This is a genomic window from Amycolatopsis sp. NPDC043889 (assembly GCF_056435645.1).
Genome location: NZ_JBWKEC010000018.1, coordinates 1 through 25,770 on the forward strand (window position 1 = coordinate 1; position 25,770 = coordinate 25,770).

Consider the following 25,770-nt stretch of genomic DNA (forward strand, 5'->3'; position numbering starts at 1 on the left):
TCACAACCCTGCCCACAGCAAGACTTTCAACCGAAAACCCGACCACAGCAGCAATCCCGACGAACTCACAGAACCCCATGCAAGATCGAGGCTAGAACCCTCTTTATCACTCACGACCCCCTGATGGAACTGTGCATACGTGCCTAAATCGGGCATTCGGTGGCCCGGAAGCGTCCCCTGTGGACACTCGGGCCACTCACGACTTCAGTGGACGTGCAACGCTTCCCACTCCGGGAATGGATCCGCTCCGGCCGAACCGGCGGCCAGGCAAGACCGGAGCGAGTCCAGCAGGGCGTCCTCCTCCAGCCCCACGCCGATGAACACGAGCTCCTGCCGAGGCACCTCCTCGACACCCTGCGGTTCGAACCGGGCGACCGAACCCGCCTGCGACCACAGCCCGGTCACCCCGGGCCGCGACGCCAGCGAGAAGAACCCCTTCGACCGCAAGACCGTCCCGAACTCCCCGGAATCGAGCCGCCCGACGAAGTCCCACAGCCGCTCCGGATCGAAAGCGACCTCGGCGCGGAAGACCACGCTGGAGATCCCGTACTCCTCCGTCTCCGGAACGTGATCGCCGTTGAGTTCCGCCACCCAGCCTGGTGCCTCCTGCGCCCGCTCGACGTCGTAACGCCCGGTACCGAGCACCCGGCCGAGCGGCACCCGGCCGTGGGTCGAGACGACGACGTCGGCGGCCGGGTTGAGCCGACGCAGCACCGACGTCAGCCGTTCGAGCGAGGCGGCCGGAACCAGGTCCGCCTTGTTCAGCAGGAGGACGTCCGCGAACTCGATCTGGTCCATCAGCAGGTCGCTGACCGTCCGCTCGTCCCCGTCGTACTGGTCCAGCCCGCGTTCGGTCAGCGCGTCCCCGGCCGCCAGTTCCCGCTCGAAGTTCACCGCGTCGACCACGGTCACCATCGTGTCGAGCCGCGCGGAGTCCAGCAGGGTGGCGCCGTCCTCACGGGCGAAGGAGAACGTCGCCGCCACGGGCATCGGCTCGGAGATGCCGCTCGATTCGATGAGCAGGTAGTCGAACCGGCCGTCCTCGCACAGCCGCGAGACCTCTTCCAGCAGGTCGTCGCGCAGGGTGCAGCAGATGCAGCCGTTGGTCATCTCGACGAGCCGTTCCTCGGTGCGGGACAGGCTGTTCCCGTCCCGCACCAGCGCGGCGTCGATGTTGACCTCGCTCATGTCGTTCACGATCACCGCCACCCGCAGCCCGTCGCGGTTGGCGAGCACGTGGTTGAGCACGGTCGTCTTGCCCGCCCCGAGGAATCCGGACAGCACCGTGACGGGCGTCGTCACGCCCCACCCTGATGGCCGTGTTCATTAAAGAAGTGCTTCATCAGCTTGCGCGGCACGAGTTTCGTCTCACCGTTCACCTTGATCGGCACCAGATCCGGCACAGCCGCCTTCCACTGCGAACGCCGGGACCGGGTGTTGCTGCGCGACATCTTGCGCTTCGGGACGGCCATTACTTCGATCCTCCGCGTCGTCCGTAGCGGCGGTGGAACTTCTCGACCTGGCCGGCGCTGTCCATGATCCGCTGGTTTCCGGTCCAGAACGGGTGCGACCACGAGCTGATCTCGACGTTCACCACCGGATAGGTGTTGCCGTCGCTCCACTCGATGGTCTGGTCCGAGGTGGCGGTGGAGCGCGTCAGGAAGGCGTCCCCGGTGGAGAGGTCCTTGAACACCACGGGGTGGTAGTCGGGGTGGATTCCCGGTTTCACTGCGTTTCGTCCTTTCGGTTCGACGTGTTCACGTCGTGCTTCTCGGGGTCGGTTTCCGTGTCCTCGCACGGTTCTTCGTGCCATTCGCCGAACGGATCCGGGTAACGGAGCCATTCCTGCTCACCTGCGGCGAGTTCCTCCTCGGTCAGCAACGCCCCGTTCAAGGCGGCTTCGATCTCGTCCGGGGTGGCCTGATCGGTGACGACGACCAGTTCCTGCGCGCGGTCGCCGAACAGCGGGTCCCAGCGCAGGGAGGCGAGGGTGCGGCGCTCGGGGGAGACAGCGGCCCAGTCCGGACCGTCCGGGGCGGCGAGCCACGGTCCGGCGTGCCCGACGCCGAGGCCGCCGCCCGCGGACTCGATCCACAGCGCCATGTCGGGATGGCTCGCCACCCAGAGCCGACCCCGGGTGCGGACGACGCCGTCGAGCAGAACGTCGATCGCGTCGTGGAGGCGTTCCGGGTGGAACGGGCGCTGCGACGTGAAGGTGAGGAGCCCGATGCCGCAGTCGGTGTGCAACGGCGGCTGGCCGCGCAGCAGCGGTCCGTGCATGTCGGTGACCTCGCCGCGTCGGGCGTCGGACGGGACGGCGTCGAGCAGGGTCTTCCCGTCCACAGAGGACAGGTCGACGCGCGGGATCGACGGCGCGACGCGGTCGAGCACGGCCGAAGCCTTCGCCGCGGACCACGCGTCGGCCGCCGCGCCGGCGAGGACGAGCAGGTCGGCGAACTCGACCTGGGACAGCGCGACCTGAGCGACGGTGCGTTCGTCCTCTGGGCTGGCCCGCAGGCTCCGTTCGGCCAGCGTGTCGTCGCCGGTGCTGTCGGCCAGCCAACCCGCGCAGTCGACGACCGTCAGCACGGCCCGCAGGTCGACGTCTTCGATCACCGGACGCTCACCGACGAGAACGTTGTGCAGTGCCCAGCTGACCGGCTCGGGCTCCATCGCCTCGTCGAGCCGCACCACGATCCGCCGCACCTGCGGCATCTGGGAGAGCTTGCGCAGCAACGGCAACAGGTCTTCGCGCAGCGTGCACGAAACGCAGCCGTGCGCCAGTTCGAGAACCGTCAGCTGGTCGCGGTCGCCGAGCCGGATCCGGCGCCGGACCACTCCGGAGTGAATCTGCCTCAGGTCGTGATGCACGACGGCGGTGCCGGGTTCGGCGAGGCGCAGCCGCTCGGCGAGATCGGCGTTCGGTCCCGGTGCGAGGCCACTGATCAGGACGAGGGGCACACGGGGGTTGTCGGTCACTGAAGCTCCGGGGCGTCGAGGGCGTTCTGGTTCGGCTGTGTAGAGTAAATGAAAACGACAACCGATATCAACTTGGGAGGGTATATGTCCGCCGTGTGCCAGGTCACCGGCCGCAAACCGGGCTATGGGAAGCAGGTGTCGCATTCGCATCGGCGCACGTCCCGGCGCTGGGAGCCGAACCTGCAGGCCAAGCGGTACTTCGTGCCGAGCGAAGGACGCTGGGTCCGCCTGCGGGTCTCGGTGAAGGGCATGAAGACCATCGACAAGCGGGGGATCGAGGCCGTCGTGGCCGAGCTCCGTGCGAAAGGGGTGAAGCTCTGATGGCCAAGAGCACCGACATCCGGCCGATCATCAAGCTCCGCTCGACCGCCGGCACCGGCTACACCTACGTCACGAAGAAGAACCGCCGCAACGACCCGGACCGCATGGTGCTGCGCAAGTACGACCCGGTCGCGCGCAAGCACGTCGAGTTCAAGGAGGAGCGCTGATGGCCAAGAAGTCCAAGATCGCCAAGAACGAACAGCGCAAGGTCGTCGCCGCCCGCTACGTGGAACGTCGTCGCGAGCTGAAGGCCACCATCGCCTCGCCCTCGGCGTCGCCGGAGGAGAAGGCGGCCGCCGTGTCGGCCCTGCAGGCGATGCCGCGGGACGCCAGCGCGACCCGGATCCGCAATCGCGACGCCGCGGACGGCCGCCCTCGCGGCTACCTGCGGAAGTTCGGGCTCTCGCGGGTCCGGATGCGGCAGATGGCGCACAACGGCGAACTGCCCGGCGTGACGAAGTCGAGCTGGTGAGCGCGATGGGCAAGCCGAACCGCGACCGTCCCTTCAAACGCAAGACGAACCTCTTGCACGCCAACAAGATCACCGAGGTCGACTGGAAGGACGTCGATCTGCTGCGGAAGTTCATCTCCGACCGCGGCAAGATCCGCGCCCGCCGGGTCACCGGGCTGACGCCCCAGCAGCAGAAACAGGTCGCCACGGCGATCAAGAACGCCCGCGAGATGGCGTTGCTGCCCTACCCCAACGCGGGGCGCTGACGCCGCCGGTCCGGGCGGTGCGGCCCGCCGCCCGGACCGCGTTCCTGTGGAAGAATCGGCCGCATGACGGAGAACCCCGGACAGGCCGAGGAATTCGATCCCGAACTGCTGGAGTTGTGGGCCAAGGTGTTCGGCTTCGCCCGCTCGGGCGCGACGGCCGAGATCGTCGCGTACGTCGACGCCGGCATCCCGGCGAACCTGACCAACGACCGGGGCGACACGCTGGTCATGCTCGCCGCCTACCACGGTCACGCCGAGACCGTCGCGGCGCTGATCGAACGCGGCGCCGATCCGAACCGCGAGAACGACCGTGGGCAGAGCCCGCTGGCCGGCGCGGTGTTCAAGAACGAGCCCGAGGTCGTGAAGGCGCTCCTGAAGGGCGGCGCGGTCGCCACGGCGGGGGAGCCGTCGGCGATCGACGCGGCCAGGATGTTCGGCAACACCGAGCTGCTGGCCCTGCTGGAGAGCTGAGGCGGTTCTCACTCGGATCGCGGTCAGGGGCTCTGAATCCTTACACTGCCCCGCATGGATGACCCGCATTACCTCTCCGGCCTCGACCTGGCCGGCCGTCGTGTCGTGATGATCGGTGGCGGGACGGTCGCCCAGCGCCGCCTGCCGCGGTTGATCAGTGCCGGCGCGCGGGTCGAACTGGTCTCGCCGCACACCACGCCGTCGGTGAGCGCCATGGCCGACGCAGGCGAGATCGTCTGGCACGAGCGCCGCTACGCCGAGGGCGACCTCGCCGACGCCTGGTACGCGCTGGCGTGCACGAACGATCCCGAGGTCAACGCCGCCGTGTGCGCCGAGGCAGAACGCGCGCGGGTGTTCTGCGTCCGCGCCGACGACGGGGACCTCGGCAGCGCGGTCACCCCGGCCTCGGGCAGGCACGGCGGGCTGCTGGTCGGCGTGCTCTCCGGCGGCGAGCCGCTGCGGTCGGCCACCGTCCGGGACAGCATCCTCGACGGCCTCCGCGCCGGCACCGTCGCCGACGGCCGCGTCCCGGACGTCCACGGTGACCTCCCGGGTGTCGCCCTCGTGGGCGGTGGCCCCGGCGACCCGGAACTGATCACCGTCCGCGGCCGCCGCCTGCTCGCCAGGGCCGACGTCGTCGTCGCCGACCGGCTGGCTCCGCGCGAACTGCTCGACGAACTCTCGCCCCACGTGGAGATCGTCGACGCCGCGAAGATCCCGTACGGCCGCGCCGCCAGCCAGGACGTGATCAACTCCACGCTGATCGAGCGGGCCAAGGCGGGCAAGTTCGTCGTGCGGCTCAAGGGCGGCGACCCGTACCTGTTCGGCCGCGGCTTCGAAGAAGTCCTCGCCTGTGCCGAAGCGGGTATCCCGGTGACGATGGTCCCCGGCATCACGAGCGCGTTCTCCGTCCCCGCCGCGGCGGACGTCCCGGTGACCCACCGCGGCGTCGCCCACGAGGTCGTCGTGGTGTCCGGTCACGTCGCGCCGGACGACGAGAAGTCGCTGGTGGACTGGGATCTGCTGGCGAAGATGCGCGGCACGATCGTGCTGATGATGGGCGTCGAGCGGCTCCCGCTGTTCGCGAAGGCGCTCCAGGCCGGGCGCCCGGGCGACACGCCGGTGGCGATCGTCGAGGACGGCACCATGCGCACGCAGCGGGTTCTTCGTTCCACTTTGGACAAGGTGGTCGAAGACGCCGCCACGGCCGGGGTGCGGCCCCCCGCGGTGATCGTCTTCGGCCCGGTGGCGGGGTTGGCTCAGCCCTCGTAGCCGGGGTCCGAGACGTAGAACCAGTCGGTCCCGTCCTCGCCGGGGGAGTCGAGGTGCTCCGCCCGGACGAGGCCGGCTCGCAGCGCCACCCGCTGCGACGCCACGTTCTCCGGCCGGACGCGGGCGATCACGAGGTCGTCCGGCCGGTGGACACGGGTCCAGTCCACCGCCGCTGCGGCGGCCTCACTGGCGTAGCCGGAACCCCAGGACGAGGGGAAGAAGCGGTAGAAGAGGTTCAGGACTGGGCGTCGCCGGAAGCCGACGATCTTCACCCCGCAGAAGCCCAGCGGTTCCGCCGAGTCGTGCCGCCGGATCGTCCAGTACCCGAAGCCGTACCGGTTCCACTGATGCGACCAGCGGAGCAGCAGAAGCTCCGCCTCCTTGCGCGTGTCCAGCAGGTCCGAGGGGTTGTGCGCGCAGGCCTCCGGATCGGTGTGGAGGGCGAAGATCGCGTCGAGATCTTCGGGGCCCGGCCGGCGCAGGATCAGCCGCCCGGTCCGCAGTTCTTCGGCGCCCGCGTCCCGGGGCGGGGCCGGCTCAGCGGTCATGGCAGCGCGCGGAGAAGTCCATGATGGCTTCGGTCAGGCGGGTCGGGTCGAAGCGCAACTCGACCGGGCTGCGGGCCTGGACGAACTCGGCCGCCGGCATGTCCGCGGCCAGTGTGTCGGCGTCGCCGAAGGGGTGGATCGGATCGCGCTCGTGCCCGATGACCAGCGCCGGGGTCTCGATCTTCCGCCGGATCGACTTGGGCGGCGCGATCCGGCCGAAGAGCACGCCGTGCAGAAGCGCGGCCATCGGCGCGGGCTCCTGGGACAGCGTGTCGGTGACGACGTCGACCCACTGGTTGCCGTGCGGCACGAGTTTCGCCGCCAGCGCCACGCCCTGCACGGTCACCGGCAGGAACCGGGCGGCCATGAGCAGCGGCGCGAAGGTGATCAGTCCCGCGACGATCGCGTTGTCCAGCACGGGCATCTCGACGACCAGGCCCAGCGCGCGCTCGGGGGCGGCGACGCCTACTTCGAGCGCGACGTTGGCGCCCAGGGACGTCCCGCCGATGACGGCGGCGTCGATTTCAAGGTGGTCGAGCAGCGCGACGGTCTGCTCCGCGAATGCGGGCATCGAGTACAGCCACGAGTCGGTGGGCCGGTCCGAATCGCCGTGACCGAGCAGGTCGAGGGTCACCGCGCGGAAACCGGCCCGCGCCAGCCTGCGGGCGAGCGGAGCGTGCATCCGCCTCGTCAGCATGATGCCGTGGGTTAGGACGACCACCCGGTCGCCGGAGCCGAACTCGGTGTAGGCGAGCCGGTGACCCTCATAGGTGAAGGATCCCGACAGCTCGATCGGCCGGGAGGATCGTTCGTGCCCGCGCGTGGTGCTCGGAGCGGGCAGGTCGGCGACCGCGGTGGCGCTGCTGGCCGGGCTCATATCCCACCGTCCTTCGTCGATCGTCGGTACTCACCGGTAGTACTCGCTGGTACCAGGAAAGCATCTCAGGGGCGGCCGGGCACAGTGGCCGTTGGCAGCCTGTCAATCACATGAGTCAAGATGACCCCATGACCGCTACAGCTGACAGTCTTCCCGATCTCGTTTCGCTCAAGGTGGACATCGACGGGCACGTCGCCGAAGTGACGCTGCTCGGTCCGTCCAAGGGCAACGCGATGGGCCCCGATTTCTGGCGAGAGCTGCCGATCGTCTTCCGTGCGCTCGACGCGGACCCGCAGGTCAGGGCGGTCGTGCTGACCGGGAGCGGCAAGCACTTCTCCTATGGGCTCGACCTGCCCGCCATGATGCCCAGCTGGGGCGAAATGCTCGGCGGCGACGCCCTCGCGGGCCCGCGTTCGAAGTTCCTCGACGAGGTCAAGACCCTCCAGGCGAGCGTGTCCTCGGTCGCGGAATGCCGCAAACCGGTCATCGCGGCCATTTCCGGCTGGTGCATCGGCGGTGGTGTCGACGTGATCGCGGCCGCGGACATCCGCCTGGCGAGCGCCGACGCGAAGTTCAGCGTGCGCGAGGTCAAGGTCGCGATCGTGGCCGACCTCGGCAGCCTGCAGCGGCTCGCGCCGATCATCGGCGAGGGACACCTGCGCGAACTGGCCCTGACCGGCAAGGACATCGACGCCGCCCGCGCCGAGAAGATCGGCCTGGTCAACGACGTCCACGCGGATCAGGACACCTTGCTGGCCGAAGCTCGCAAGCTGGCGGCGGAGATCGCCACGAACCCGCCGCTGGTCGTGCAGGGCACCAAGAACGTGCTCTCGGCCAACACCGAACGCCAGGTCGCGGACGGCCTGCGTTACGTCTCGGCCTGGAACGCGGCGTTCCTGCCCAGCAAGGACCTCGGCGAGGCCGTCCAGGCGTTCCTCGAGCGCCGCGCGCCCGAGTTCAAGGGGGAGTAAAAAGAACCGGCGGCCCTATCGGCGGACCAGGAGGACGATCGTGAGCGCTTCGGAGGCATACCGCACGTTCCGCGAGGCACGGGACTACCTGCAGGCCCATCGCGAGGACTACGAGACCGCCTATCGCGACTTCACCTGGCCCCGGCCCGCCGAGTTCAACTGGGCGCTGGACTGGTTCGACGTCGTCGCGGCCGACCCGGCCAACCGGGACCGGTACGCGCTGTGGATCGTCGAAGAGGACGGCATCGAGAACCGCTGGACCTATCCGGAGATGGCGCGGCGGTCCAACCAGGTCGCGAACTGGCTGCGCTCACTCGGCGTGGCCAGGGGCGACCGGCTGATCCTGATGCTCGGCAACCAGGGCGAGCTGTGGCAGACGATTCTCGCCGCGATCAAACTGGGCGCCGTCATCATCCCGGCCTCGACGCTGCTCGGCCCGGCGGACCTCACCGACCGGGTCGGGCGGGGCGCGGCGAAACACGTGGTGATCCGGTCCGTCGACGCGCACAAGTTCGAGAACGTCGAGGGCGGCTACACGCGCATCGCCGTCGGTGAACCGGTCGAGGGCTGGCGGTCCTTCGTGGACGCCTACGAGGAAGCGGACATCTTCACGCCCGACGGCCCGACGGCGGCGGAAGACCCGCTCCTGCTGTACTTCACCTCGGGGACCACCGCGAAGCCGAAACTCGTGCAGCACACGCAGGTCTCGTACCCGGTCGGCCATCTGTCCACAATGTACTGGATCGGCCTCGAACCGGGCGACGTCCACCTCAACATCTCGTCGCCCGGTTGGGCGAAACACGCGTGGAGCAACGTTTTCGCGCCGTGGAACGCCGAGGCGACGGTGTTCCTCCACAACTACGCGCGGTTCGACGCGGTCTCCTTGATGGCGCAGATGGACCGGTGCGGCATCACCAGTTTCTGTGCCCCGCCGACGGTGTGGCGGATGCTCATCCAAGCGGATCTGACCGTGCTGAAGACGCCGCCGCGCAAGGTGGTCGGCGCGGGCGAACCGCTCAACCCCGAAGTGATCGACCAGGTCGAAAAGGCTTGGGGCGTAACGATTCGCGACGGTTTCGGCCAGACGGAGAGCAGCGTCCAGATCGCCAACACGCCCGGGCAGGACGTCGTGCCGGGGTCGATGGGCCGCCCGTTGCCGGGCTTCACCGTGGCGCTCGTGGACCCCGTCACCGGCGAACGCGCGCAGGAGGGCGAGATCTGCCTCGACCTCGAGAAGCGACCGGTCGGCCTGATGGCCGGATACGCGGACGACGAGGAACGTTCCGCCGCGGCCTTCGCGAACGGCTTCTACCACACCGGGGACGTCGGATCGATCGACGAACGCGGCTACATCACCTACGTGGGCCGCACGGACGATGTCTTCAAGGCGTCGGACTACCGGATCTCGCCATTCGAGCTGGAAAGTGTCCTGCTGGAACACGAGGCGGTCGCCGAAGCGGCGGTCGTCCCGGCGCCGGACCCGATCCGGCTCGCGGTGCCGAAGGCCTACGTCGTCCTGACGAACGGGCACGAGCCCACGGCAGACACCGCGGTGTCCATCCTGGCTTTCTGCCGGGAGCATTTGGCGCCGTACAAGCGAATCCGGCGGCTGGAGTTCACCGAACTGCCGAAGACGATCTCCGGCAAGATCCGGCGGGTCGAACTGCGCGGACGCGAAAACGAAGCCGACGGGCGCCCGGCGGGGGAGTTCCGCGAGGAGGACTTCCCTCAGCTGAAGGGCTGACGCCCCGGCCCCGAACTCCGAACTCGCGTGTTCGGAGCCGGAACTCGCGTGCTTGGACACGGAACTCGCCCGGCCCGGAGTGTTCCGCCTCCAAGCACGCGAGTCACGTCTTCAAGCACGCGAGTTCCGGCTTGGGCGTGTGGGTCGAACGACCCACAGCGCGGTAACCGGAACCGCGTTAGCATCCTCGGCAGTGAATCGTTGACAACCCGTGGGGGTCACGGGTCTCACCTTCCCTGCTTGAAAGGTGTTCCTGTCATGCGCATTCGTTTCCTCCTGCCGATGCTCGCCCTGGTGGCCGGGCTCGGTACCGCGGTGGCCACTCCGGCCGCCGCCGATCCGGGCCCGGTGACGGCGGGCGAAGTGTCCGTCGCCGACGCCTGTTACTCCTGGGGACGCACGTTGTCGGAAGGCGCGTCCGGTGAAGACGTCCGGCAACTGCAGATCCGCGTGGCCGGGTACCCCGGTTACGGTGGTGTGCTCGCCCTCGACGGCCAGTTCGGCGCGGGGACCAAGGCCGCGGTCACCCGCTTCCAGCAGGCGTACGGGCTGGCCGCGGACGGCATCGCCGGTTCGGCCACGTTCTCGAAGCTCTACGCGTTGCAGGACGACGACTGCACGCCGATCAACTTCACCTACGCGGAACTGAACCGGTGCAACTCAGACTGGTCGGGCGGCAACGTCACACCGGCGACGGCGAAAGCCAACGCGCTGGTCTCGATGTGGAAGCTGCAGGCGATGCGGCACGCCATGGGCGACCGGCCGATCGACGTCAACGGCGGCTTCCGCAGCGTCGCCTGCAACAACGCGGTCGGCGGCGCGACCAACAGCCGTCATCTCTACGGTGACGCCGTCGATCTCGGTGCCGGCTCGCAGGGCTTCTGCGGATTGGCGAAGCAGGCCCGTAACCACGGGTTCGCGGAGATCCTCGGGCCGGGCTACCCCGGCCACAACGATCACACCCACGTGGCACACCGGTCGACGCGGTTCTGGTCGGCCTCCTCCTGCGGGATCTGACCTCGTCATTCCCAGCGCCACAGCGACGGCGGCCGTCCTCCCTTGGGGAGGGCGGCCGCGTGTTCGGTGGTGCGCCGCAAACCGGGGACCCGCTCCATGGTCCGGCCGAGGTTGGCCGGATAGGGGCGGTCCCCGGTCAGCGCTTCGGTGACGTCCAGCGCCTGCGCCGTCGTGAAGATCGGCCCCAGCAGCCCGGCGGTGAACGCGACGTCCCGCCACAGCCGTTCGGCCAGCATCGGGCGGCAGTCCGCCACGATCCGGTCGTGGTCGAACGCCAGCGGAGGGACCTCGTCCAGCGGAACCCACACCACGTTCCCCGGCTCGTCGAGCGCGGGATCCACCGTTGCCCACAAGGCGATGGAGAGCGTGGGACCGCGGGGATCACGGTTCGGCTCGTCGAAGGTGGCGAGCTGCCCGGTCGCCGAGAGCGCGTCGGACGGCAGGCCGAGTTTGCCGGCCACCGCCCGGTGCGCCGCCTCCCTCAGCCGTTCCCCGAGCCCGAGCAGCACCCCTGGCAGGGCGAGTTCTCCCGCGAAGGGCTCGGCGGCTCGTGGCGCGATTCCCAGCAGCACGTTCCTGGTGCCGGGGGCGAACCGCACCACGAGCACGTCAACGGACACCGGCGTCGACTCGATCACGCGTAGATTGTCGACCTTGCCTCCGCGACCCGGTAACCGGCCCTGTCCGGGCCGTACCCGGTGACGGCCACCGGCAGCCGCGCACCGAACCACGCCAGCGGATCCGTCAGGTCGACGGCGGGAGAGCCGTCCTTGGGGACGACCGCCAGCCCGGTCGCGTCGAGGTGGGTCACCGCGAGCGCGTCGACGCCGTCGCAGGCCGCGATCGCGTAATCGAGCAGGGCCGCGTCGAGATGACCCGCCCGCCACGCGCCCTGGAATTCGCCGGTTTCGTTGTGCGCCTCCGGAAAGCGGGCGAGCACGGCGGCGGACTCGGTCGGCAGCGGTCCCGCGCCGTGCCGGGTGAGGTACGTCCGCGTGACACCCAGGACGGCGTGCGGGCGCCCGCCCAGCAGTGCGCGGGCGTTGTGCGGCGTGGTGGTCGACCAGGTCGTGTGCGGATGGAACCCGTGGTGCTGGTCGAGGAGAGCCCCCTGCGCTCCCTCGAACACCAGCCGCCCGGAATCCGCCAGCCGTCCCGTTTCGTCCCCGTCGGTGATCCGCACCGCGTCCGCGAAATCGCGGTACAGCGCCACCAGTTCGTCCACGCCGTGCGGTGGTGTGGCGAGCGGGGCATAGAACCGCGCGAGCGCGTCCAGCTTGCGCCGCAACACCGACGGCCGGGCGCAGTCGGCGACCGTGGGCGCTTCCCCCGGCGTCCCGATCACCTCCTGGCTCTCCACCACGTCACCCGGCTCGGCCCCGGGCAGCAGCGAGTACCAGACGGTCTCGCCGATGCCCTTCCCGCACGAGCCGTGCCGGTTCACGCCCCGGGCCTCCTCCCTTGCCCGGTTGGCGTGGATGTGGAACGGGGTGGTGAGCAGGGCCTGGCCGTCCACACTCAGCAGCGAGAGCGGATTCCGGACACCTGCCGCTTCCAGCCGCCGCGCTTCGGCGGCCAGCGCGAACGGCTCGACCAGCACGAACCGCGACAGATGGGTGGGCACGCCGGCGAACGTGCCCGCCCCGAACTGGCTGAACGTGTGGTGCCGCCCGTCCACGACGACGTTGTGCGCGGCCTGCGCGCCCCCGTTGAAGCGGACCACGGCGGTGGTGGGCCGGTCGGCGCAGAGCGCGTCGACAACCGCGCCCTTGCCTTCGTCGCCGAAGCCGAGCCCGACCACCACCACGTGACCGTCCAGGAGACTCATCGCAGCACCACGTCGCTCGGCCCCTCGGCCTCGGGCACCGCCGACGTGACGACCGTCTTGGTGCCCAGCTTCGCCAGCGCCTTGCCGACCGCCTTGCTTTCGGCGACCGAGCCGACGTCCGCGAGATCGGCGAGCGCACGGTCGACGTCGACGACCCGCTCTTCCAGCCCGATGGTGGCCGCGATCAGTTCGCACACCGCGCCGGGATCGTCGAGCTTCAGGAAGTTCTGGCCGAGCAGGCCGCTCCAGTGTTCGCCGATCTCCGGGTCGTTGTAGTACGACGACTGGTTCGGCAGTACGAAGAAGACGTGCCACTTGCGGGCCAGCTCCCGGTACACCGAGGCCGGGTCGATGTCCTCCCGTACGTCGTCCCCGATCACCCGGCGGATGTGGCGCGCCTCCAGCGCGGGCTTGTTCAGCTCGTCGCCGATGATGAACAGATAGCCCTTGCGGCCGCGGTTCTGCCACGCGTCGGTCACGACGTGCCGGGCCATGAAGTAGGCGGCCAGCTCGTAGGACTCGCTCTTCTGCCCGCCGCCACCGCCTTCGAGGAAGATCGTGCGCAGCTGCTCGTCCATCCGGTTGTCCGATTCGAACTGCCCGACCTGCAGCGGGACCCGGTCGCTGTCGGCGTCACCGATCGCGCCGAACATCACCTGCGGGTCGGCCAGGTAGCCCCGGCGCTTCAGCAGGCCGTGCAGTTTGCCGAGCTTGCCCTGCATGACCCGCGGCACCCGGCGCATCGAACCGGTGACGTCGAACAGCACCGCGATCGGCGTCGAATCGGTGTGGTCGGCCGAATCCCGGCATTCCCGGACGGCGTTCAGCGGGTCGAGCGCGGGCGCGACCTTCCAGTCTTTCGCGGGCTTGGAGCGCAGATCGGCGGTGTAGCCGAAGTCGTCCTCGCCCTTGGCCCGCCGGAAAGTCTTCGCGGCGGCGTAGGCGTTGTCGTCCCAGTGTCCGTGTCCCATGGTCAGGCTCCTGTCTCGGGGATGGTGAAGGGGCGGAAGGTGCGGGGGCCGTACAGGTCGTCGAGCAGCGCGTCGTACTCGTCGAGCAGGTCGGCGGCGTCGGGTCGTTGTGCCGGGGCTTCCTGTGTGCACCAGGTCGCGAATTCGCGTTGGCGGGTTTCGTTCGGTGCCAGGAGTTCCAGCATCATGCGGTGGAGCATGTGGACGTCGGTGGCCGCGGTCACCGGTAGTCCTTTGTGGACTTCCGGCGGGTACTCGACGGACTTGTCCGCCGCCAGCGGGAGCACACCGTCTTCGACGGCGAAGGACCAGCCGACGACGACGATGCCGTGCTGTCCGGGATGGACGAGCACGTTGTCCGCGGTGAGGTGGCCGTGGACGACACCCGCCCGGTGCGCGCCCGCCACGGCACGCAGGAGGCGGCGGTGCATCCACGCGTAGTCGCGGCCGTCGAGCCCGCCGGGGAAGGCTTTCCCGATATCGGCGAGGGTGACGAAACCGTCGACGAGCGGATCGAGGACGCTGAACGCGCGGTCACCTCTGGCCACCGGACCGGAAGTGTCCAGCAGCCGCGGGTAGTAGGGGCGCAGCCACCGGTGCCGTTCGGTGAAGCCGTCGAGCGCGCGCAACGCGTCCCATTCGGCGTGGATCAGCGGATTGAGCGCCGGGTCGCGGACGAGTTTCACCAGGTGTGGCCCGGTGGTCCGATACGTCGTGGCGACACTGCCCACCGCGTGCGGCGAGATGAGGGTGTACTCCGACGTCGCCGTGGTGACGGTCTGGCGCCGGGCGCGTTTCCAGTCGTCGTGGAGTCGGTTGAGGGTGGCGGCGGCCCGGTGGGCGCGCTCGTCGCCGGGGTTGCGGTCGGGGTGGAGCGCGGCCGCCAGTTCGCGGTAGCGATGGCGGGCGAACAGAGCGGCCGCGTCGACCGCGTTCTCGACCGCCTTCACGGCGTCTTCCCTGGTGAGCATAGTTTGAGTCTAGATGACTCTTACTTCGGATCGCAAGGGGTGGGTACAAATCCCGTGCCGTGCGGCGGCCTCGGCCCATAGGCTGGGCGAGCCGGACAGGGGGTGTTGGTGGTCTTCTTCGAACTGGATCGGAAAGACGGGCAGCGCACGAACGCGATGATCATCGCGTTCGTGATCGGGATCGTCTGGGGTTCAGTCGCGGCCTTCGCCGGACGATGGGCCGTCGAAGGATTGGCCGGCACCTACGATGTGCGCGCGGTGATCTCCGAAACGAACTCCACGACCACCGAAGGACAGCACGGCCCGCGTACCTCCTACGAGGTTCTGGCGATCACCGAAGACGGCCGCGCGATCGAAGTGCCGACAAGAGACGCGTTCGGCCTCGCTGATCCGGTGGTCGCCCGGCTTTCGTCGGTGACGGACCGGGTTCTGTCCGTGCGCGGGGCCGCCGACGTCGTGGAAGCCCACCATCCGTGGGAGAAGATCACGGCGATGTCCCTCGGCTGGGCGCTCCTGGCGCTCGCGGCCATCGTGCTGGTCAGAGTGGCGAGACCGGGGATCGCGTGGAAGTCCCTGCCGTTCCTGGCCGGGCTGGCCTTCGCCGCGTTAGTGGTCCTGACGCCGGTCGGCTTCGGCGGGAAGGCCTACCGTGAGGCGGCCGACCCCGTCCCGAATCTCTGGGAACACCGTCGCGACTTATGGGGACCGCCGCCGGTGTTCGCCCGTGGGCAGACCGCCGTATCCGGGGAGGCGGCCGTGCGGGTGCTCGACAGCAGGACCGGGCCGCCCGAGGGAGCCGAGGCGTGGTTGAGCGGATTCCACGTCCTCACCTTGCGGATCGAGGCGTCCCGCCTCGGCGACACGCCGCTGGAACTGTCGGCCGACGAACACGGTGAGCCGGAGCGGGTCAAGGACTGCGCGGGCGCTCCCGGCGCTTTCGGCGGCACCACGGGTCTCGTCTGTTTCGTGGTCCCGCCCGGATATCGGCCCGAGTACCTTCTCGTCGGCAAACTCGAACACGAAGTCCTGCTGAGGCTCCAGTGAACGACGAAAGGACTCGTGTGTCGGAAAAGGCGCGGAAACCCGGAGGCCTTTCCCAGGTACGCGAGCAGCCACAGCGGCCGCGGGTGAAGGACCCTTCCCTCGGCTGAGCCGAGGAAACTCGACCTTCATGTACCTCAGACGGAAACCGGCGCCGGTACCGCGCCCATCGACACACCTTCGAGTTCGTGAAGGGTGACGATCTGTCCGGTTTCGGCCTCGCCTTGCGCGACCTTCTCTCCGGTGGCAAGCAGGGCGGCACGGCCCTGGTGGGCAAAACCGCCGACTGCGGCAAGGTGACGTGTCGCGGGACGGCGGGTTCTCGAAACCAGGACAGAGGTTCGAGGCCTGCACCATGTACGGCCAACTGGGGCGACTGAGGCTCAGGAGCGGGTCGCTTCGATCTGGCGCTCGTCTTCGGTCGAACAACTCGTCACCGGATCGTTCGGCCCGCTCCCGCACGTCCAAGCCCCGACCACCACGGGGCCGGGCCCTTGCGGTGACGCCGCCTCGGCGGGCGTCAGCTTGGCGAAGTAGTCCGTGAGCACCTGCGTCGCTTCGGCGCACTCGGCCTTCCCGCGCACGACGACCTTGTTCTTCGCGCCCTGGAACCCGGTGACCTCGCCACACGGCGTACCGGCCAGGACCTGGTCGGCCGTGGGGGCGGGGGAGGGCGGCGGCGCGGCCGCGGGAGCGGGATCGGCGCCGCAACCGCTCAGCAGGACGACGGCGAACGCGGCGGGGAGCACGGCGAGGCTCTTCATGGGCCCTTCTTCTCGAGGATGGTTCATTCGACGGGGACGACGGCGGCGAACACGTTCTGTTCGCCTTTGCTGCAACTGGTGCCGCCTTGCGCGGCGGGGGCGCCGGAGACGCACAGCCAGCCGTCCACGGTCTCGCTGACCGGTTCGTCCGAGCCCGCGGACTGCCGTCCGGCGATCCTCTGGTGGAACGAACCGACGATCCCGGTCGCGTCCGCGCACGAGACGCCGGGGCCGTTGAGCACCTGGAGGGTCAGCCCGCTGGCCGCGGTGACCGTTCCGCACGAACCCTGAACCGGTTCAGCGGATTTCGGCTGGGAAGTGGGAGGCGGGGCGGCGGAGGGACTCGGCGGGGTCCGCGACGGGATCGGCGGCACCGGCACGCTGGACACCGCTGTGGGGAGCGAGGGCGGCGAGACCGACATCGAGGTGACAGGCGGTGGCGGATCTTCGCCCGAACAGGCGGCGAGCGTTCCGGTGACGGCGCAGGCCGCGAACAGGCGCCGCCACGTTCCCGTGGTGGTCGAGACGCGCAAGGCGATCCTTTCGTCGGCCGGTCGTGGCCGGCTCATTCTGACCCGGCCGGGCCCGATGCCGTGGCATTGAGCCACGTTCGATTCGCGGGAGGCTATCGCGACCCCGCCGCCGCGGTACGCGAGGACCGCCCACCGACTGTCCATTGTGGACGATTAACATGCCGTTCACAGCGCGACAACATCCTGCTGTCGTCGCGAACCGATCGGACGAATCCATGCCGGATCCGTTAACGCGCGGACCCGTTCTGCCGAAAACAAAGGTAGCGCTCCGGCGTGTCCCAGTCCCCGTCACGAAACCGTGAGAGTGATGAAGACCGACGAACAGACCGACCCCGCGTCACCCCAGGCCGCCGCGCCGGCGAGCGCGGAGCTGCCACCGACGGCGCCGTGCACCGTCGTCTGGTGTGGTGGCCGCCCGTACGTCCTCGAGACCTCCGCCGGCCACAACCGCTGGATGGGCACCGACCACCGAGGCAGGCCCGTGGCGCTGACCAGCGCGGACCTGCAACGCCGCGGCTGGACCCACACCCGGGCCAGCTGACGGGGGAGGACCTGCCGCCGCTGGATAGGCTGAGCGGGTGAGTACGCCCCCCGAACCGAGCGTGACCGGCGAAGAGCCTTCCCTGCTGCGGCAGGCCTTGAACGTTCCCAACATGCTTTCGATCCTCCGGCTCGCCGGGGTGCCGGTCTTCCTGTGGCTGCTCCTCGGCCCGAAGGAGGACGGCTGGGCGCTCGCGCTGCTCGTGTTCAGCGCGCTCACCGACTGGCTCGACGGCAAACTCGCCCGCTGGCTCAACCAGATGTCGCGGCTCGGCCAGCTGCTCGACCCCGCCGCCGACCGGCTCTACATCCTCGCGACCCTCATCGCCTTCCTGATCCGCGACATCATCCCGTGGTGGCTGGTGGTTCCGCTGGTCGTCCGCGAGGCGGTACTGGGCGTCTGCGTGTTGCTGCTCCGGCACCGCGGCTTCGCCCCGCCGGAGGTCACCTACATCGGCAAGGGCGCCACTTTCGTGCTGATGTACGCCTTCCCGTTCCTGCTGCTCACCCAGGGCGGTTCCGGCATCGCCGCGATCGCCAGGCCGATCGGCTACGCCTTCACGGCGTGGGGTGCGGTCCTGTACGTCTATTCGGGCGTGCTGTACGTCGTCCAGACCGCACGGGCGCTACGACCGGCCGGACCCGTCGGGTTGCGGGAGGCGCCGGGCGCGTGACCCGGCGGGATGCGAAACTGCGCGCGTCGGTTTCGAGCGAGGGCGTCAGAAAGGGGAGCGGCGTTGTCCACTCCAGAAGAACTGCGGTACACCGAGGAACACGAGTGGGTCTCCGTGCGCGACGGAGGGCTCGTGCGCGTGGGCATCACGGAGTACGCCCAGGACCAGCTCGGTGACGTGGTGTTCGTCGAACTGCCCGAGGTCGGCAAGCAGGTCGGTTCGGGCGACGCGTTCGGCGAGGTCGAGTCGACCAAGAGCGTTTCGGAGCTGTTCGCCCCGCTCGACGGCGAGGTGGTCGCGGTCAACGACGCGGTGACCGAGTCGCCCGAGCTGATCAACAGCGACCCCTACGGCGAGGGCTGGCTGATCGAGCTCCGTCTCGACGACGCGAGCTCGGTGGAATCCCTGCTGGAGGCCGAGGCGTACCAGGCCCTGATCAAGGAATAGCCGCAGGCCGCGGCCCTTCGGGAAGAGTAGGGGGAGCCGCGGGCCGGAGATTCGATCAGGCACGGTACGTTTGACCTCCACACGTTCTTGAGTAGTGGCAACACACATGCGTTAGGAGAGCTCAGGTGAGCACGAACGACGGGCCCGGCGTTCCCCCGGAGCAGTCTCCGGAGCGGACTTCTGTCTTCCGGGCCGACTTCCTGGCCGACGTCGAAGGCACTGAGGCTCCTCCGGCTGCCGAGGCCCCCGTCCAGGGTGTGGACGCGCTGCCCGCGGGTTCCGCGCTGCTGGTCGTCAAGCGGGGTCCGAACGCGGGTTCGCGCTTCCTGCTGGACCGCGACACCACCAGCGCGGGACGGCACCCGGACAGCGACATCTTCCTCGACGACGTCACGGTCTCCCGGCGGCACGCCGAGTTCCGCCGTGAGGGTGGCGAGTTCGTCGTCATCGACGTCGGCAGCCTCAACGGCACCTACGTCAACCGCGAGCCGGTCGACCAGGCCGTCCTCGCCGGTGGCGACGAGGTGCAGATCGGCAAGTTCCGCCTGGTCTTCCTGACCGGCCCGGGTCACGGGGGCCAGGGGGCACGGTGACGGCGGCCGGGCGGCCTGATCGGGACGCGTCGCAGCGCGATGGGTTGAGCATCGGAGCCGTGCTGGCACAGCTGCGCGGCGACTTTCCCGATGTCACCATCTCCAAGATCCGGTTCCTCGAGGCGGAGGGTCTGGTCCAGCCGGGCCGGACCCCGTCGGGGTACCGGCAGTTCGCTTCGGCGGACGTGGAGCGGTTGCGGTTCGTCCTTTCCGCCCAGCGGGATCACTACCTCCCGCTGAAGGTCATCAAGGAACAGTTGGACGCGGCGGATCAGGGCGCCGCGCCCTCGGCGGCGATGCCGCGGCTGCCGCGGAAACTCGTGTCACTCGACGCCCCCGGGGAGAACGGCGGACTGCCGTCCCCGGGGGACTTCGAGACCGACCGCGAGATCAGGCTGACCGAGGAAGATCTGCTCCGCCAGGCCGGCATCGACGCCGCCACCCTGGCTGAGCTGCGGCAATACGGTCTCGTCCGCCCCGGGGCGGCGGGGTTCTTCGACCCGGACGCGGTGCTCGTGGCGAAGACCGTGAAGGCGATGACCGAATTCGGTATAGAGCCGAGACATCTGCGTGCCTTCCGGGCCGCGGCCGACCGCGAGGTCGGCCTGCTGGAGCAGATCGTGACCCCGGTGTATCGGCATCGTGACGAGGACGCCCAGGCGAGGGGTGACGAGGTCGTCCGGGAGCTGGCCGCCTTGACCGTGGCGTTGCACACGCTCTTGGTGAAGGCCGGAATACGGGCTGTCACGGGCGGTTGAACGGCTTCGGGGGCCGGGAGCGGTTGTGCGGTCACTTGTCAATGCCTGAATGTTCGGCACCCTATGCCGTACCGTGAGAGTCGGGTTTGCCACGGGCGAACCGAGAATGTCGGAGACAGCGAGCACAGCGCTCGGAAGACGGGTAGCGTCGGGACTACCGTCGCTTGGTCGTCGAGACAAGCGTTGCAGCCCGTGCGCACGAGAGGGAGGCGAAGCCCGATGAGCGAGATGCGCGTCGTCGGCGTGCGGGTGGAGCTACCCGCGAATCAGCCGATCTTGTTGCTGCGGGAAACCGAAGGCGAGCGTTACCTGCCGATCTGGATCGGCTCGGTCGAGGCCACCGCCATCGCCTTGGAGCAGCAGGGAGTCCGCCCGGCCCGTCCGCTCACCCATGACCTGCTGAAGGAGGTCATCGGAGCGTTGGGCCGTGAGCTGGAACAGGTCGTCATCACCGATCTGAAGGAAGGCACGTTCTTCGCGGAACTGGTCTTCGACGGGGACATCCGGGTTTCGGCGCGACCGAGCGATTCGGTGGCGCTGGCGCTGCGGGTGGGAGTGCCCATCCACGCCGTGGACGCGGTGCTGGAGGAAGCGGGTCTCATCATCCCCGACGAGCAGGAGGACGAGGTCGAGAAGTTCCGCGAGTTCCTCGACTCGGTCTCGCCGGAGGACTTCCGCGGCGCCGACACCTGATCACATCCTGGGATTCCGCGCGAAGGGGCGGTGCCGGTGGCGCCGCCCTTCTTCGTGCGTGCGTTTAGTCCTCTGAATGCGTGGCGCGGCGGCCGGCCGCGCCTCAAGTACGTGAAGGACCCCTTTCCTCGGCTGAGCCGAAGAAAGGGGTCCTTCACGCGCGGTTGCTGTGACTGTTGGTGCACCTGGGGCCAACGTCCGGTCACGGCGACCGTGAGGGCCTCCTTCACTACCTTCAGGGTAGGCAAGGAGGCCTTCACGGACTTCTCCGATCGGGGCGAGCCGACCTCAGGCGGACCGAAAGGTGCCCTTCGCCTCGCACTCGCGACTCACGCGACCCAGTCAGGCGGCGGTCGCCTTGACGAACAGGTCCGCCAGTTCCCGCCCGTACCGCTCCAGGTCCAGTTTCGGATCCGTCGCGAACTTCGCCGCGACACCGTCGATGGCCTGCGCGATCGACAGCGCCATCACGTCCGGCGCGAACTCGCCGAAAGCGCCTTCCTGCTGCCCCTGCCGGAGCTGACGTTCGAGCCTGCCGGTCCGGAACTCCTCGACCAGCGGTGCCGACATGAACCAGCCCTCGGCGTCCGAGCCGCTCGAGCCCATCTCGACCATGACCCGCACCAGTTCCGGGTACGAGCCCAGGAACGCGATCTCCGACTCGATGTAGCCGCGCAGCAGCCCGGCCCGGTCGGTCGTGCCCTGGATCCGCTCCTCGAGGAACTTGTCCTTCATCCCGGTCGCGGTGGTGACCACGGCCTGCATCAGGCCTGCCTTGTTGGTGAAGTGGTACGAGATGATCCGGGTGCTGGACAGCCCGGCCCGCTCCTTGATCTTCGCGAACGACGTCTTGTGGTAGCCGAGGTCGGAGATCGTCGCGATCGTGGCTCCGATGATCTGGGCCCGCCTGGCCGCCTCGGCGACCGACAGCCCCAGCTCCGCCTGGACCTCTTGCATGGCGCTCTGAGTGGAGGGAGTTACTTGCATGAGTAAAAAATAACACGGCTGAGTAAAAGTGGCAACCATGCGGCCGAATGGGGGACCGTGCTCGACAAGCCTCAAGAAGAGCTTGAGGTGGCCCGCGCGTCGCGTTGACCGCTTTGCCGGACGCGCTTACCGTCAATGAAGGTGAATCGCCAAGGTGTGATTCGGATGTCTGGGGCATTCGTCTTGACGAGGAACTCCGGTGCGGACTCACGTGGGTCCGCGCGGCTTTGTTCGCCGGCCGCCAGGTCGGGCGAGGGGAGGCATGGCGTGGTCGAGGCTGGTAGCCCTCAAGAGCCGCTCGTTCCGGTCGCTGACGGCGAGCAGGGCGAGCTGTTCCCCGACTCTTCCCTCCCGGACGAACTCGTCGGCTACCGAGGCCCCGCCGCCTGTCAGATCGCCGGGATCACCTACCGGCAGCTCGACTACTGGGCCCGCACGAAGCTGGTCGCGCCGAGTATCCGCACGGCGCACGGCTCCGGTTCGCAGCGGCTCTACTCGTTCAAGGACATCCTCGTCCTGAAGGTCGTCAAGCGGCTGCTGGACACCGGTGTCTCCCTGCAGAACATCCGCGTCGCCGTCGACCACCTGCGTCTGCGCGGCGTCCGTGACCTCGCCAAGGTCACCCTGTTCTCCGACGGCACCACCGTCTACGAGTGCACCTCGCCCGAAGAGATCGTCGATTTACTCCAGGGCGGGCAAGGTGTCTTCGGGATCGCGGTCAGCGGCGCGATGCAGGAGATCAGCGGCACCATCCACGAGTTCCCGGCCGAGCGGGCCGACGGCGGCGTGATCGAAACGGTCACGCCGGACGAGCTCACACAGCGCCGTAACGCACGTCGCACCGGCTGATCATGAAGCCGCGCGGGCGGCAGGGTAGGCTCACTTCCGCGGTCGACGAATCCGCGCGGGAGAGACCGAGCCGATAACCGTTGAGCTCGGCGCCGAAGGAGCAAGTCCTCCCCGGAACCTCTCAGGCACCCTGGACCGCGCGGAAGAGACGCCTCTGGAAAGTGGTTCGCCAGGTCACAGCCTGGCGGCCCCGCCGACGGTGCAAGCCCGGCTCAACACTCGGGCGAAACTCTCAGGCGCCCCCTCGGGGGTACGGACAGAGTGGGGAGGGCCAGGACAATCGTCCCGGCCCCACCCCCGCGTCTTGGGAGGTCCCCGATGGAGCCCGTATCACTGGCCGCTCTCGAATCCGGGACCCCCTTCGCGGACCGGCACATCGGTCCCGGCGCCGAGGAGCTCGCGCGCATCCTCGACGTCGTCGGCGTCGCTTCCCTGGACGAGCTCGCCGAGCGGGCCGTCCCCGCGTCGCTGCGGGAGTCCGCGACACCGCCGGATCTGCCGCCGCCCGCCACCGAGACCGGCGCGCTCGCCGAACTCCGCGCGCTGGCCGCGCGCGACCGGCCGATGGTCCAGATGATCGGCCTCGGCTACCACGGCACCGTGACCCCGCCGGTGATCCGCCGGAACGTGCTGGAGAGCCCGGCCTGGTACACCGCTTACACGCCGTATCAGCCGGAGATCTCGCAGGGCCGCCTCGAAGCGCTGCTGAACTTCCAGACCATGGTCGCCGATCTGACCGGCCTGCCGATAGCCAACGCCTCCATGCTGGACGAGGCGACCGCCGCGGCGGAAGCGATGACGCTGGTCCGCCGGGCGGGCAAGGCGAAGTCGAACCGGTTCGTGGTCGACGAGGACACCCTTCCGCAGACGATCGAGGTCCTGCGCACCCGAGCCGAACCGCTCGGCATCGAGCTGGTGACCGCGGATCTGTCCCAGGGCATCACCGGACTGGGCCTGGGCGGCGACTTCTTCGGGGTGCTGCTGTCGTATCCGGGCGCGTCGGGAGTCGTCCGCGAATGGGACCACACGATCACCGAGGCCAAGGCACTGGGCGCGGCGGTGGTGATGGCCGCGGATCCGCTGGCGCTGACCCTGTTGCGGTCGCCCGGTGAGCTCGGCGCCGATGTCGCGATCGGATCCACGCAGCGGTTCGGGGTCCCGATGGGCTTCGGCGGGCCGCACGCCGCGTACCTCGCGGTTCGGCAGGGTCTCGAACGGCAGCTGCCCGGCCGTCTGGTCGGGGTGTCGAAGGACGCCGACGGCGCTCCGGCGTACCGGCTCGCGCTCCAGACCCGTGAGCAGCACATCCGCCGCGAGAAGGCGACGAGCAACATCTGCACCGCCCAGGTGCTGCTGGCGGTGATCGCGTCGATGTACGCGGTGTACCACGGTCCCGAAGGCCTGCGCGCCATCGCGAACCGCGCGCACCGGATGGCCACCGTGCTCGCGGCAGGACTCGCCGAGAGCGGTGTCGACGTCGTGCACTGCGAGTTCTTCGACACCGTGATGGTCGCCGTCCCCGGCCGCGCGACCGGGGTCGTCGGCACCGCCCGGGAACTCGGGGTCAACCTGCGGCTCGTCGACGCGGACCACGTCGCCGTCGCCTGCGACGAGACGACGTCCCGTGAGCACCTTTCCCTGGTGTGGAAGGCGTTCGGGGTCGCGGTGTCCGATGTGGACTCGCTCGACGCGGACACCGCGGACGGTTTCCCGCCGGATCTGCGCCGCACCAGCGACTACCTGACGCATTCGGTCTTCCACGCACACCGCTCGGAGACGGCACTGCTCCGGTACCTGAGGTCGTTGTCCGACAAGGACGTCGCGCTCGACCGGAGCATGATCCCGCTCGGCTCCTGCACGATGAAACTCAACGCCACGGCCGAAATGGAGCCGATCACCTGGCCGGAGTTCGCCGGCCTGCACCCGTTCGCGCCCGCCGAGGACGCGGCAGGGCTGCTCACCGTCGTGAAGGATCTGGAGCGGTGGCTCGCCGGCATCACCGGCTACGACGCGGTCTCACTGCAACCGAACGCCGGCAGCCAAGGCGAGTTCGCCGGATTGCTGGCGATTCGCGCCTATCACCGCGAGCGCGGGAACGAGGCGCGTGACGTCTGCCTGATCCCGTCCAGCGCGCACGGGACGAACGCCGCCAGCGCGGTCATGGCGGGGATGCGCGTGGCCGTGGTGAAATGCGACGACGAGGGCAACATCGACCTCGGCCACCTCAGGTCCACTGTGGACGAGCACGCGGACGACCTCGCCGCGATCATGATCACCTATCCCTCGACGCACGGCGTCTACGAGGACACCGTCCGCGAGGTCTGCGCGCTGGTGCACGACGCGGGCGGTCAGGTGTACGTCGACGGGGCGAACCTGAACGCGCTGATCGGAGTCGCGCAGTACGGGAAGTTCGGCGCCGACGTCTCCCATCTGAACCTGCACAAGACCTTCTGCATCCCGCACGGTGGCGGCGGGCCGGGCATCGGCCCGATCGGTGTCCGCGCGCATCTGGCGCCGTATCTGCCGAACCACCCGCTGCAACCGGACGCCGGCCCGGCCACCGGCGTAGGCCCGATCAGCGCCGCGCCGTGGGGGAGCGCGTCGATCCTGCCGATCTCCTGGGCCTACGTCCGGATGATGGGCGCCGACGGCCTGCGGAGGGCGACGCTGACCGCGGTCGCGAACGCCAACTACGTCGCGAAACGTCTCGCCGCGCATTATCCGGTGCTGTACTCCGGGCACGAGGGACTCGTGGCGCACGAGTGCATCCTCGACCTCCGCGCGATCACCAAACGCACCGGCGTCACGGTCGACGACGTCGCCAAACGGCTGGCCGACTATGGCCTCCACGCGCCGACGATGTCCTTCCCGGTCGCGGGGACACTCATGGTCGAGCCCACCGAGAGTGAGGACCTCGGCGAACTCGACCGGTTCTGCGACGCGATGATCGCGATCCGCGCCGAGATCGAGAAGGTCGCCGCAGGGGAGTGGCCGGTGACCGAAAGCCCGCTGCGCAACGCCCCGCACACCGCGCGCTGCCTCGCTGGGGAGTGGGATCGCCCGTACAGCAGGGAGATCGCGGTCTTCCCGGCCGGGTTCACCGCGTCGAAGATCTGGCCCCCGGTGCGGCGGATCGACGGGGCCGCGGGGGACCGCAACCTCGTCTGCTCCTGCCCGCCACCGGAGGCCTTCGCCTGAACCCGC

Annotated in this window: 31 protein-coding genes and 1 riboswitch; of the genes, 18 read left to right on the forward strand and 13 right to left on the reverse strand. The window is 69.2% G+C overall.

Annotated elements, in window-relative coordinates; genetic code table 11:
- Positions 1-204: 204 nt before the first annotated feature.
- Genes AC0685_RS27925 through mrf form a run of 4 tightly spaced genes read right to left on the reverse strand, consistent with a single transcriptional unit; the run spans position 205 to position 2,979 of the window.
- Positions 205-1,302 (reverse strand): GTP-binding protein, encoded by a 1,098-nt coding sequence (locus AC0685_RS27925; protein ID WP_478228252.1) that lies wholly within the window; start codon positions 1,300-1,302, stop codon positions 205-207.
- Positions 1,299-1,472, reverse strand: a complete 174-nt coding sequence (gene rpmF, locus AC0685_RS27930) for a 50S ribosomal protein L32 (protein WP_396561741.1) — start codon at positions 1,470-1,472, stop codon at positions 1,299-1,301. The genes AC0685_RS27925 and rpmF overlap by 4 nt, the downstream gene beginning before the upstream one ends.
- On the reverse strand, positions 1,472-1,729 hold the full coding sequence (locus AC0685_RS27935; RefSeq protein ID WP_007032638.1) for a type B 50S ribosomal protein L31: 258 nt from the start codon (positions 1,727-1,729) through the stop codon (positions 1,472-1,474). The genes rpmF and AC0685_RS27935 overlap by 1 nt, the downstream gene beginning before the upstream one ends.
- Positions 1,726-2,979 (reverse strand): ribosome hibernation factor-recruiting GTPase MRF, encoded by a 1,254-nt coding sequence (mrf, locus tag AC0685_RS27940; protein WP_478228253.1) that lies wholly within the window; start codon positions 2,977-2,979, stop codon positions 1,726-1,728. The genes AC0685_RS27935 and mrf overlap by 4 nt, the downstream gene beginning before the upstream one ends.
- A gap of 84 nt (positions 2,980-3,063) precedes the next feature.
- On the opposite strand from mrf, the gene rpmB reads away from it, so the two are divergent.
- The 6 genes from rpmB to cobA all read left to right on the forward strand — a co-directional run bounded on the left by rpmB (position 3,064) and on the right by cobA (position 5,760).
- Complete coding sequence (gene rpmB, locus AC0685_RS27945) at positions 3,064-3,300, forward strand: 50S ribosomal protein L28 (RefSeq protein WP_005149951.1); 237 nt, start codon at positions 3,064-3,066, stop codon at positions 3,298-3,300.
- On the forward strand, positions 3,300-3,467 hold the full coding sequence (gene rpmG / locus AC0685_RS27950) for a 50S ribosomal protein L33 (protein WP_005149953.1): 168 nt from the start codon (positions 3,300-3,302) through the stop codon (positions 3,465-3,467). The genes rpmB and rpmG overlap by 1 nt, the downstream gene beginning before the upstream one ends.
- Complete coding sequence (rpsN, locus tag AC0685_RS27955; protein ID WP_016334058.1) at positions 3,467-3,772, forward strand: 30S ribosomal protein S14; 306 nt, start codon at positions 3,467-3,469, stop codon at positions 3,770-3,772. Before rpmG ends, rpsN begins: the two co-directional genes overlap by 1 nt.
- Positions 3,769-4,017, forward strand: a complete 249-nt coding sequence (gene rpsR / locus AC0685_RS27960) for a 30S ribosomal protein S18 (protein ID WP_395878623.1) — start codon at positions 3,769-3,771, stop codon at positions 4,015-4,017. The genes rpsN and rpsR overlap by 4 nt, the downstream gene beginning before the upstream one ends.
- A gap of 63 nt (positions 4,018-4,080) precedes the next feature.
- Positions 4,081-4,488, forward strand: a complete 408-nt coding sequence (locus AC0685_RS27965; protein WP_478228254.1) for an ankyrin repeat domain-containing protein — start codon at positions 4,081-4,083, stop codon at positions 4,486-4,488.
- Between the two features lie 54 nt (positions 4,489-4,542).
- Positions 4,543-5,760, forward strand: coding sequence for a uroporphyrinogen-III C-methyltransferase (cobA, locus tag AC0685_RS27970; RefSeq protein WP_478228255.1), 1,218 nt, complete (start codon positions 4,543-4,545; stop codon positions 5,758-5,760).
- Here the strand turns inward: cobA and AC0685_RS27975 are convergent.
- On the reverse strand, positions 5,748-6,308 hold the full coding sequence (locus AC0685_RS27975) for a GNAT family N-acetyltransferase (protein WP_478228256.1): 561 nt from the start codon (positions 6,306-6,308) through the stop codon (positions 5,748-5,750). The genes cobA and AC0685_RS27975 overlap by 13 nt on opposite strands.
- Positions 6,298-7,185, reverse strand: a complete 888-nt coding sequence (locus AC0685_RS27980) for an alpha/beta fold hydrolase (RefSeq protein ID WP_478228257.1) — start codon at positions 7,183-7,185, stop codon at positions 6,298-6,300. Before AC0685_RS27980 ends, AC0685_RS27975 begins: the two co-directional genes overlap by 11 nt.
- A gap of 128 nt (positions 7,186-7,313) precedes the next feature.
- On the opposite strand from AC0685_RS27980, the gene AC0685_RS27985 reads away from it, so the two are divergent.
- The 3 genes from AC0685_RS27985 (at position 7,314) to AC0685_RS27995 (ending at position 10,917) form a co-directional block, all read left to right on the forward strand.
- Positions 7,314-8,156: a crotonase/enoyl-CoA hydratase family protein gene (locus tag AC0685_RS27985; RefSeq protein WP_478228258.1), complete on the forward strand. Its 843-nt coding sequence runs from the start codon at positions 7,314-7,316 to the stop codon at positions 8,154-8,156.
- 40 nt (positions 8,157-8,196) lie between these two features.
- A complete protein-coding gene (locus AC0685_RS27990) occupies positions 8,197-9,900 on the forward strand; it encodes an AMP-binding protein (RefSeq protein WP_478228259.1) in 1,704 nt (567 codons plus the stop codon).
- A gap of 258 nt (positions 9,901-10,158) precedes the next feature.
- Positions 10,159-10,917, forward strand: coding sequence for a D-Ala-D-Ala carboxypeptidase family metallohydrolase (locus AC0685_RS27995; RefSeq protein ID WP_478228260.1), 759 nt, complete (start codon positions 10,159-10,161; stop codon positions 10,915-10,917).
- Between the two features lie 5 nt (positions 10,918-10,922).
- Here the strand turns inward: AC0685_RS27995 and AC0685_RS28000 are convergent, their stop codons facing one another.
- From AC0685_RS28000 to AC0685_RS28015, 4 genes are read right to left on the reverse strand one after another with little or no spacing between them, the layout of a single operon-like run.
- On the reverse strand, positions 10,923-11,555 hold the full coding sequence (locus tag AC0685_RS28000; protein WP_478228261.1) for an NUDIX domain-containing protein: 633 nt from the start codon (positions 11,553-11,555) through the stop codon (positions 10,923-10,925).
- Complete coding sequence (locus AC0685_RS28005) at positions 11,552-12,745, reverse strand: adenylosuccinate synthetase (protein ID WP_478228262.1); 1,194 nt, start codon at positions 12,743-12,745, stop codon at positions 11,552-11,554. Before AC0685_RS28005 ends, AC0685_RS28000 begins: the two co-directional genes overlap by 4 nt.
- Positions 12,742-13,716 carry a hypothetical protein gene (locus tag AC0685_RS28010; protein ID WP_478228263.1) on the reverse strand — a complete coding sequence of 325 codons (975 nt, stop codon included), beginning with the start codon at positions 13,714-13,716 and terminating at the stop codon, positions 12,742-12,744. Before AC0685_RS28010 ends, AC0685_RS28005 begins: the two co-directional genes overlap by 4 nt.
- A 2-nt stretch (positions 13,717-13,718) precedes the next feature.
- Complete coding sequence (locus AC0685_RS28015) at positions 13,719-14,687, reverse strand: adenylate cyclase (protein WP_478228264.1); 969 nt, start codon at positions 14,685-14,687, stop codon at positions 13,719-13,721.
- A gap of 108 nt (positions 14,688-14,795) precedes the next feature.
- Here AC0685_RS28015 and AC0685_RS28020 point away from each other — a divergent pair, with 108 nt between their 5' ends.
- Positions 14,796-15,731, forward strand: coding sequence for a hypothetical protein (locus AC0685_RS28020; protein WP_478228265.1), 936 nt, complete (start codon positions 14,796-14,798; stop codon positions 15,729-15,731).
- 380 nt (positions 15,732-16,111) lie between these two features.
- Here AC0685_RS28020 and AC0685_RS28025 read toward each other — a convergent pair whose 3' ends face one another.
- Positions 16,112-16,492, reverse strand: a complete 381-nt coding sequence (locus AC0685_RS28025; RefSeq protein WP_125678293.1) for a hypothetical protein — start codon at positions 16,490-16,492, stop codon at positions 16,112-16,114.
- A gap of 23 nt (positions 16,493-16,515) precedes the next feature.
- Positions 16,516-17,025 carry a hypothetical protein gene (locus AC0685_RS28030; protein WP_478228266.1) on the reverse strand — a complete coding sequence of 170 codons (510 nt, stop codon included), beginning with the start codon at positions 17,023-17,025 and terminating at the stop codon, positions 16,516-16,518.
- 307 nt (positions 17,026-17,332) lie between these two features.
- Here AC0685_RS28030 and AC0685_RS28035 point away from each other — a divergent pair, with 307 nt between their 5' ends.
- The 6 genes from AC0685_RS28035 (at position 17,333) to AC0685_RS28060 (ending at position 20,730) form a co-directional block, all read left to right on the forward strand.
- Positions 17,333-17,566 carry a hypothetical protein gene (locus tag AC0685_RS28035; protein WP_478228267.1) on the forward strand — a complete coding sequence of 78 codons (234 nt, stop codon included), beginning with the start codon at positions 17,333-17,335 and terminating at the stop codon, positions 17,564-17,566.
- Positions 17,567-17,603: 37 nt separating this feature from the next.
- Positions 17,604-18,239, forward strand: a complete 636-nt coding sequence (gene clsA / locus AC0685_RS28040; protein ID WP_478228268.1) for a cardiolipin synthase ClsA — start codon at positions 17,604-17,606, stop codon at positions 18,237-18,239.
- A 63-nt stretch (positions 18,240-18,302) separates the two neighbouring features.
- On the forward strand, positions 18,303-18,686 hold the full coding sequence (gcvH, locus tag AC0685_RS28045; RefSeq protein WP_005150021.1) for a glycine cleavage system protein GcvH: 384 nt from the start codon (positions 18,303-18,305) through the stop codon (positions 18,684-18,686).
- Positions 18,687-18,811: 125 nt separating this feature from the next.
- Positions 18,812-19,279, forward strand: a complete 468-nt coding sequence (gene garA, locus AC0685_RS28050; protein WP_005150023.1) for a glycogen accumulation regulator GarA — start codon at positions 18,812-18,814, stop codon at positions 19,277-19,279.
- Entirely contained in the window at positions 19,276-20,037 is a 762-nt protein-coding gene (gene ftsR / locus AC0685_RS28055) for a transcriptional regulator FtsR (RefSeq protein WP_478228269.1), read from the forward strand. Before garA ends, ftsR begins: the two co-directional genes overlap by 4 nt.
- Before the next feature lie 219 nt (positions 20,038-20,256).
- Positions 20,257-20,730, forward strand: a complete 474-nt coding sequence (locus tag AC0685_RS28060; protein ID WP_005150031.1) for a bifunctional nuclease family protein — start codon at positions 20,257-20,259, stop codon at positions 20,728-20,730.
- A 342-nt stretch (positions 20,731-21,072) separates the two neighbouring features.
- Here AC0685_RS28060 and AC0685_RS28065 read toward each other — a convergent pair whose 3' ends face one another.
- Positions 21,073-21,687 carry a TetR/AcrR family transcriptional regulator gene (locus AC0685_RS28065; protein ID WP_478228363.1) on the reverse strand — a complete coding sequence of 205 codons (615 nt, stop codon included), beginning with the start codon at positions 21,685-21,687 and terminating at the stop codon, positions 21,073-21,075.
- Positions 21,688-21,984: 297 nt separating this feature from the next.
- Between AC0685_RS28065 and AC0685_RS28070 the strand changes: the two genes are divergently transcribed.
- Together AC0685_RS28070 and gcvP are read left to right on the forward strand one after the other, a co-directional pair.
- The gene (locus AC0685_RS28070) at positions 21,985-22,566 is read left to right on the forward strand and encodes a MerR family transcriptional regulator (protein ID WP_005150040.1); all 582 of its coding nucleotides are present in this window, start codon (positions 21,985-21,987) and stop codon (positions 22,564-22,566) included.
- 46 nt (positions 22,567-22,612) lie between these two features.
- Positions 22,613-22,714: riboswitch (glycine riboswitch) on the forward strand.
- Positions 22,715-22,884: 170 nt separating this feature from the next.
- On the forward strand, positions 22,885-25,764 hold the full coding sequence (gene gcvP / locus AC0685_RS28075; protein ID WP_478228270.1) for an aminomethyl-transferring glycine dehydrogenase: 2,880 nt from the start codon (positions 22,885-22,887) through the stop codon (positions 25,762-25,764).
- Positions 25,765-25,770: the final 6 nt, after the last annotated feature.

Excerpts from the sequence above, each read along its gene's own strand:
- rpmG (WP_005149953.1), top strand. The coding sequence starts at position 3,300 with ATGGCCAAGAGCACCGACATCCGGCCGATCATCAAGCTCCGCTCGACC.
- AC0685_RS27995 (WP_478228260.1), top strand. The coding sequence starts at position 10,159 with ATGCGCATTCGTTTCCTCCTGCCGATGCTCGCCCTGGTGGCCGGGCTC.
- AC0685_RS27980 (WP_478228257.1), bottom strand. The coding sequence starts at position 7,185 with ATGAGCCCGGCCAGCAGCGCCACCGCGGTCGCCGACCTGCCCGCTCCG.
- AC0685_RS28025 (WP_125678293.1), bottom strand. The coding sequence starts at position 16,492 with ATGAAGAGCCTCGCCGTGCTCCCCGCCGCGTTCGCCGTCGTCCTGCTG.
- AC0685_RS27975 (WP_478228256.1), bottom strand. The coding sequence starts at position 6,308 with ATGACCGCTGAGCCGGCCCCGCCCCGGGACGCGGGCGCCGAAGAACTG.
- AC0685_RS27965 (WP_478228254.1), top strand. The coding sequence starts at position 4,081 with ATGACGGAGAACCCCGGACAGGCCGAGGAATTCGATCCCGAACTGCTG.
- AC0685_RS28060 (WP_005150031.1), top strand. The coding sequence starts at position 20,257 with ATGAGCGAGATGCGCGTCGTCGGCGTGCGGGTGGAGCTACCCGCGAAT.
- cobA (WP_478228255.1), top strand. The coding sequence starts at position 4,543 with ATGGATGACCCGCATTACCTCTCCGGCCTCGACCTGGCCGGCCGTCGT.
- AC0685_RS28010 (WP_478228263.1), bottom strand. The coding sequence starts at position 13,716 with ATGGGACACGGACACTGGGACGACAACGCCTACGCCGCCGCGAAGACT.
- AC0685_RS28035 (WP_478228267.1), top strand. The coding sequence starts at position 17,333 with ATGAAGACCGACGAACAGACCGACCCCGCGTCACCCCAGGCCGCCGCG.
- AC0685_RS28005 (WP_478228262.1), bottom strand. The coding sequence starts at position 12,745 with ATGAGTCTCCTGGACGGTCACGTGGTGGTGGTCGGGCTCGGCTTCGGC.
- rpmF (WP_396561741.1), bottom strand. The coding sequence starts at position 1,472 with ATGGCCGTCCCGAAGCGCAAGATGTCGCGCAGCAACACCCGGTCCCGG.
- AC0685_RS27985 (WP_478228258.1), top strand. The coding sequence starts at position 7,314 with ATGACCGCTACAGCTGACAGTCTTCCCGATCTCGTTTCGCTCAAGGTG.
- AC0685_RS28065 (WP_478228363.1), bottom strand. The coding sequence starts at position 21,687 with ATGCAAGAGGTCCAGGCGGAGCTGGGGCTGTCGGTCGCCGAGGCGGCC.
- rpsN (WP_016334058.1), top strand. The coding sequence starts at position 3,467 with ATGGCCAAGAAGTCCAAGATCGCCAAGAACGAACAGCGCAAGGTCGTC.
- rpmB (WP_005149951.1), top strand. The coding sequence starts at position 3,064 with ATGTCCGCCGTGTGCCAGGTCACCGGCCGCAAACCGGGCTATGGGAAG.
- gcvP (WP_478228270.1), top strand. The coding sequence starts at position 22,885 with ATGGAGCCCGTATCACTGGCCGCTCTCGAATCCGGGACCCCCTTCGCG.
- AC0685_RS28015 (WP_478228264.1), bottom strand. The coding sequence starts at position 14,687 with ATGCTCACCAGGGAAGACGCCGTGAAGGCGGTCGAGAACGCGGTCGAC.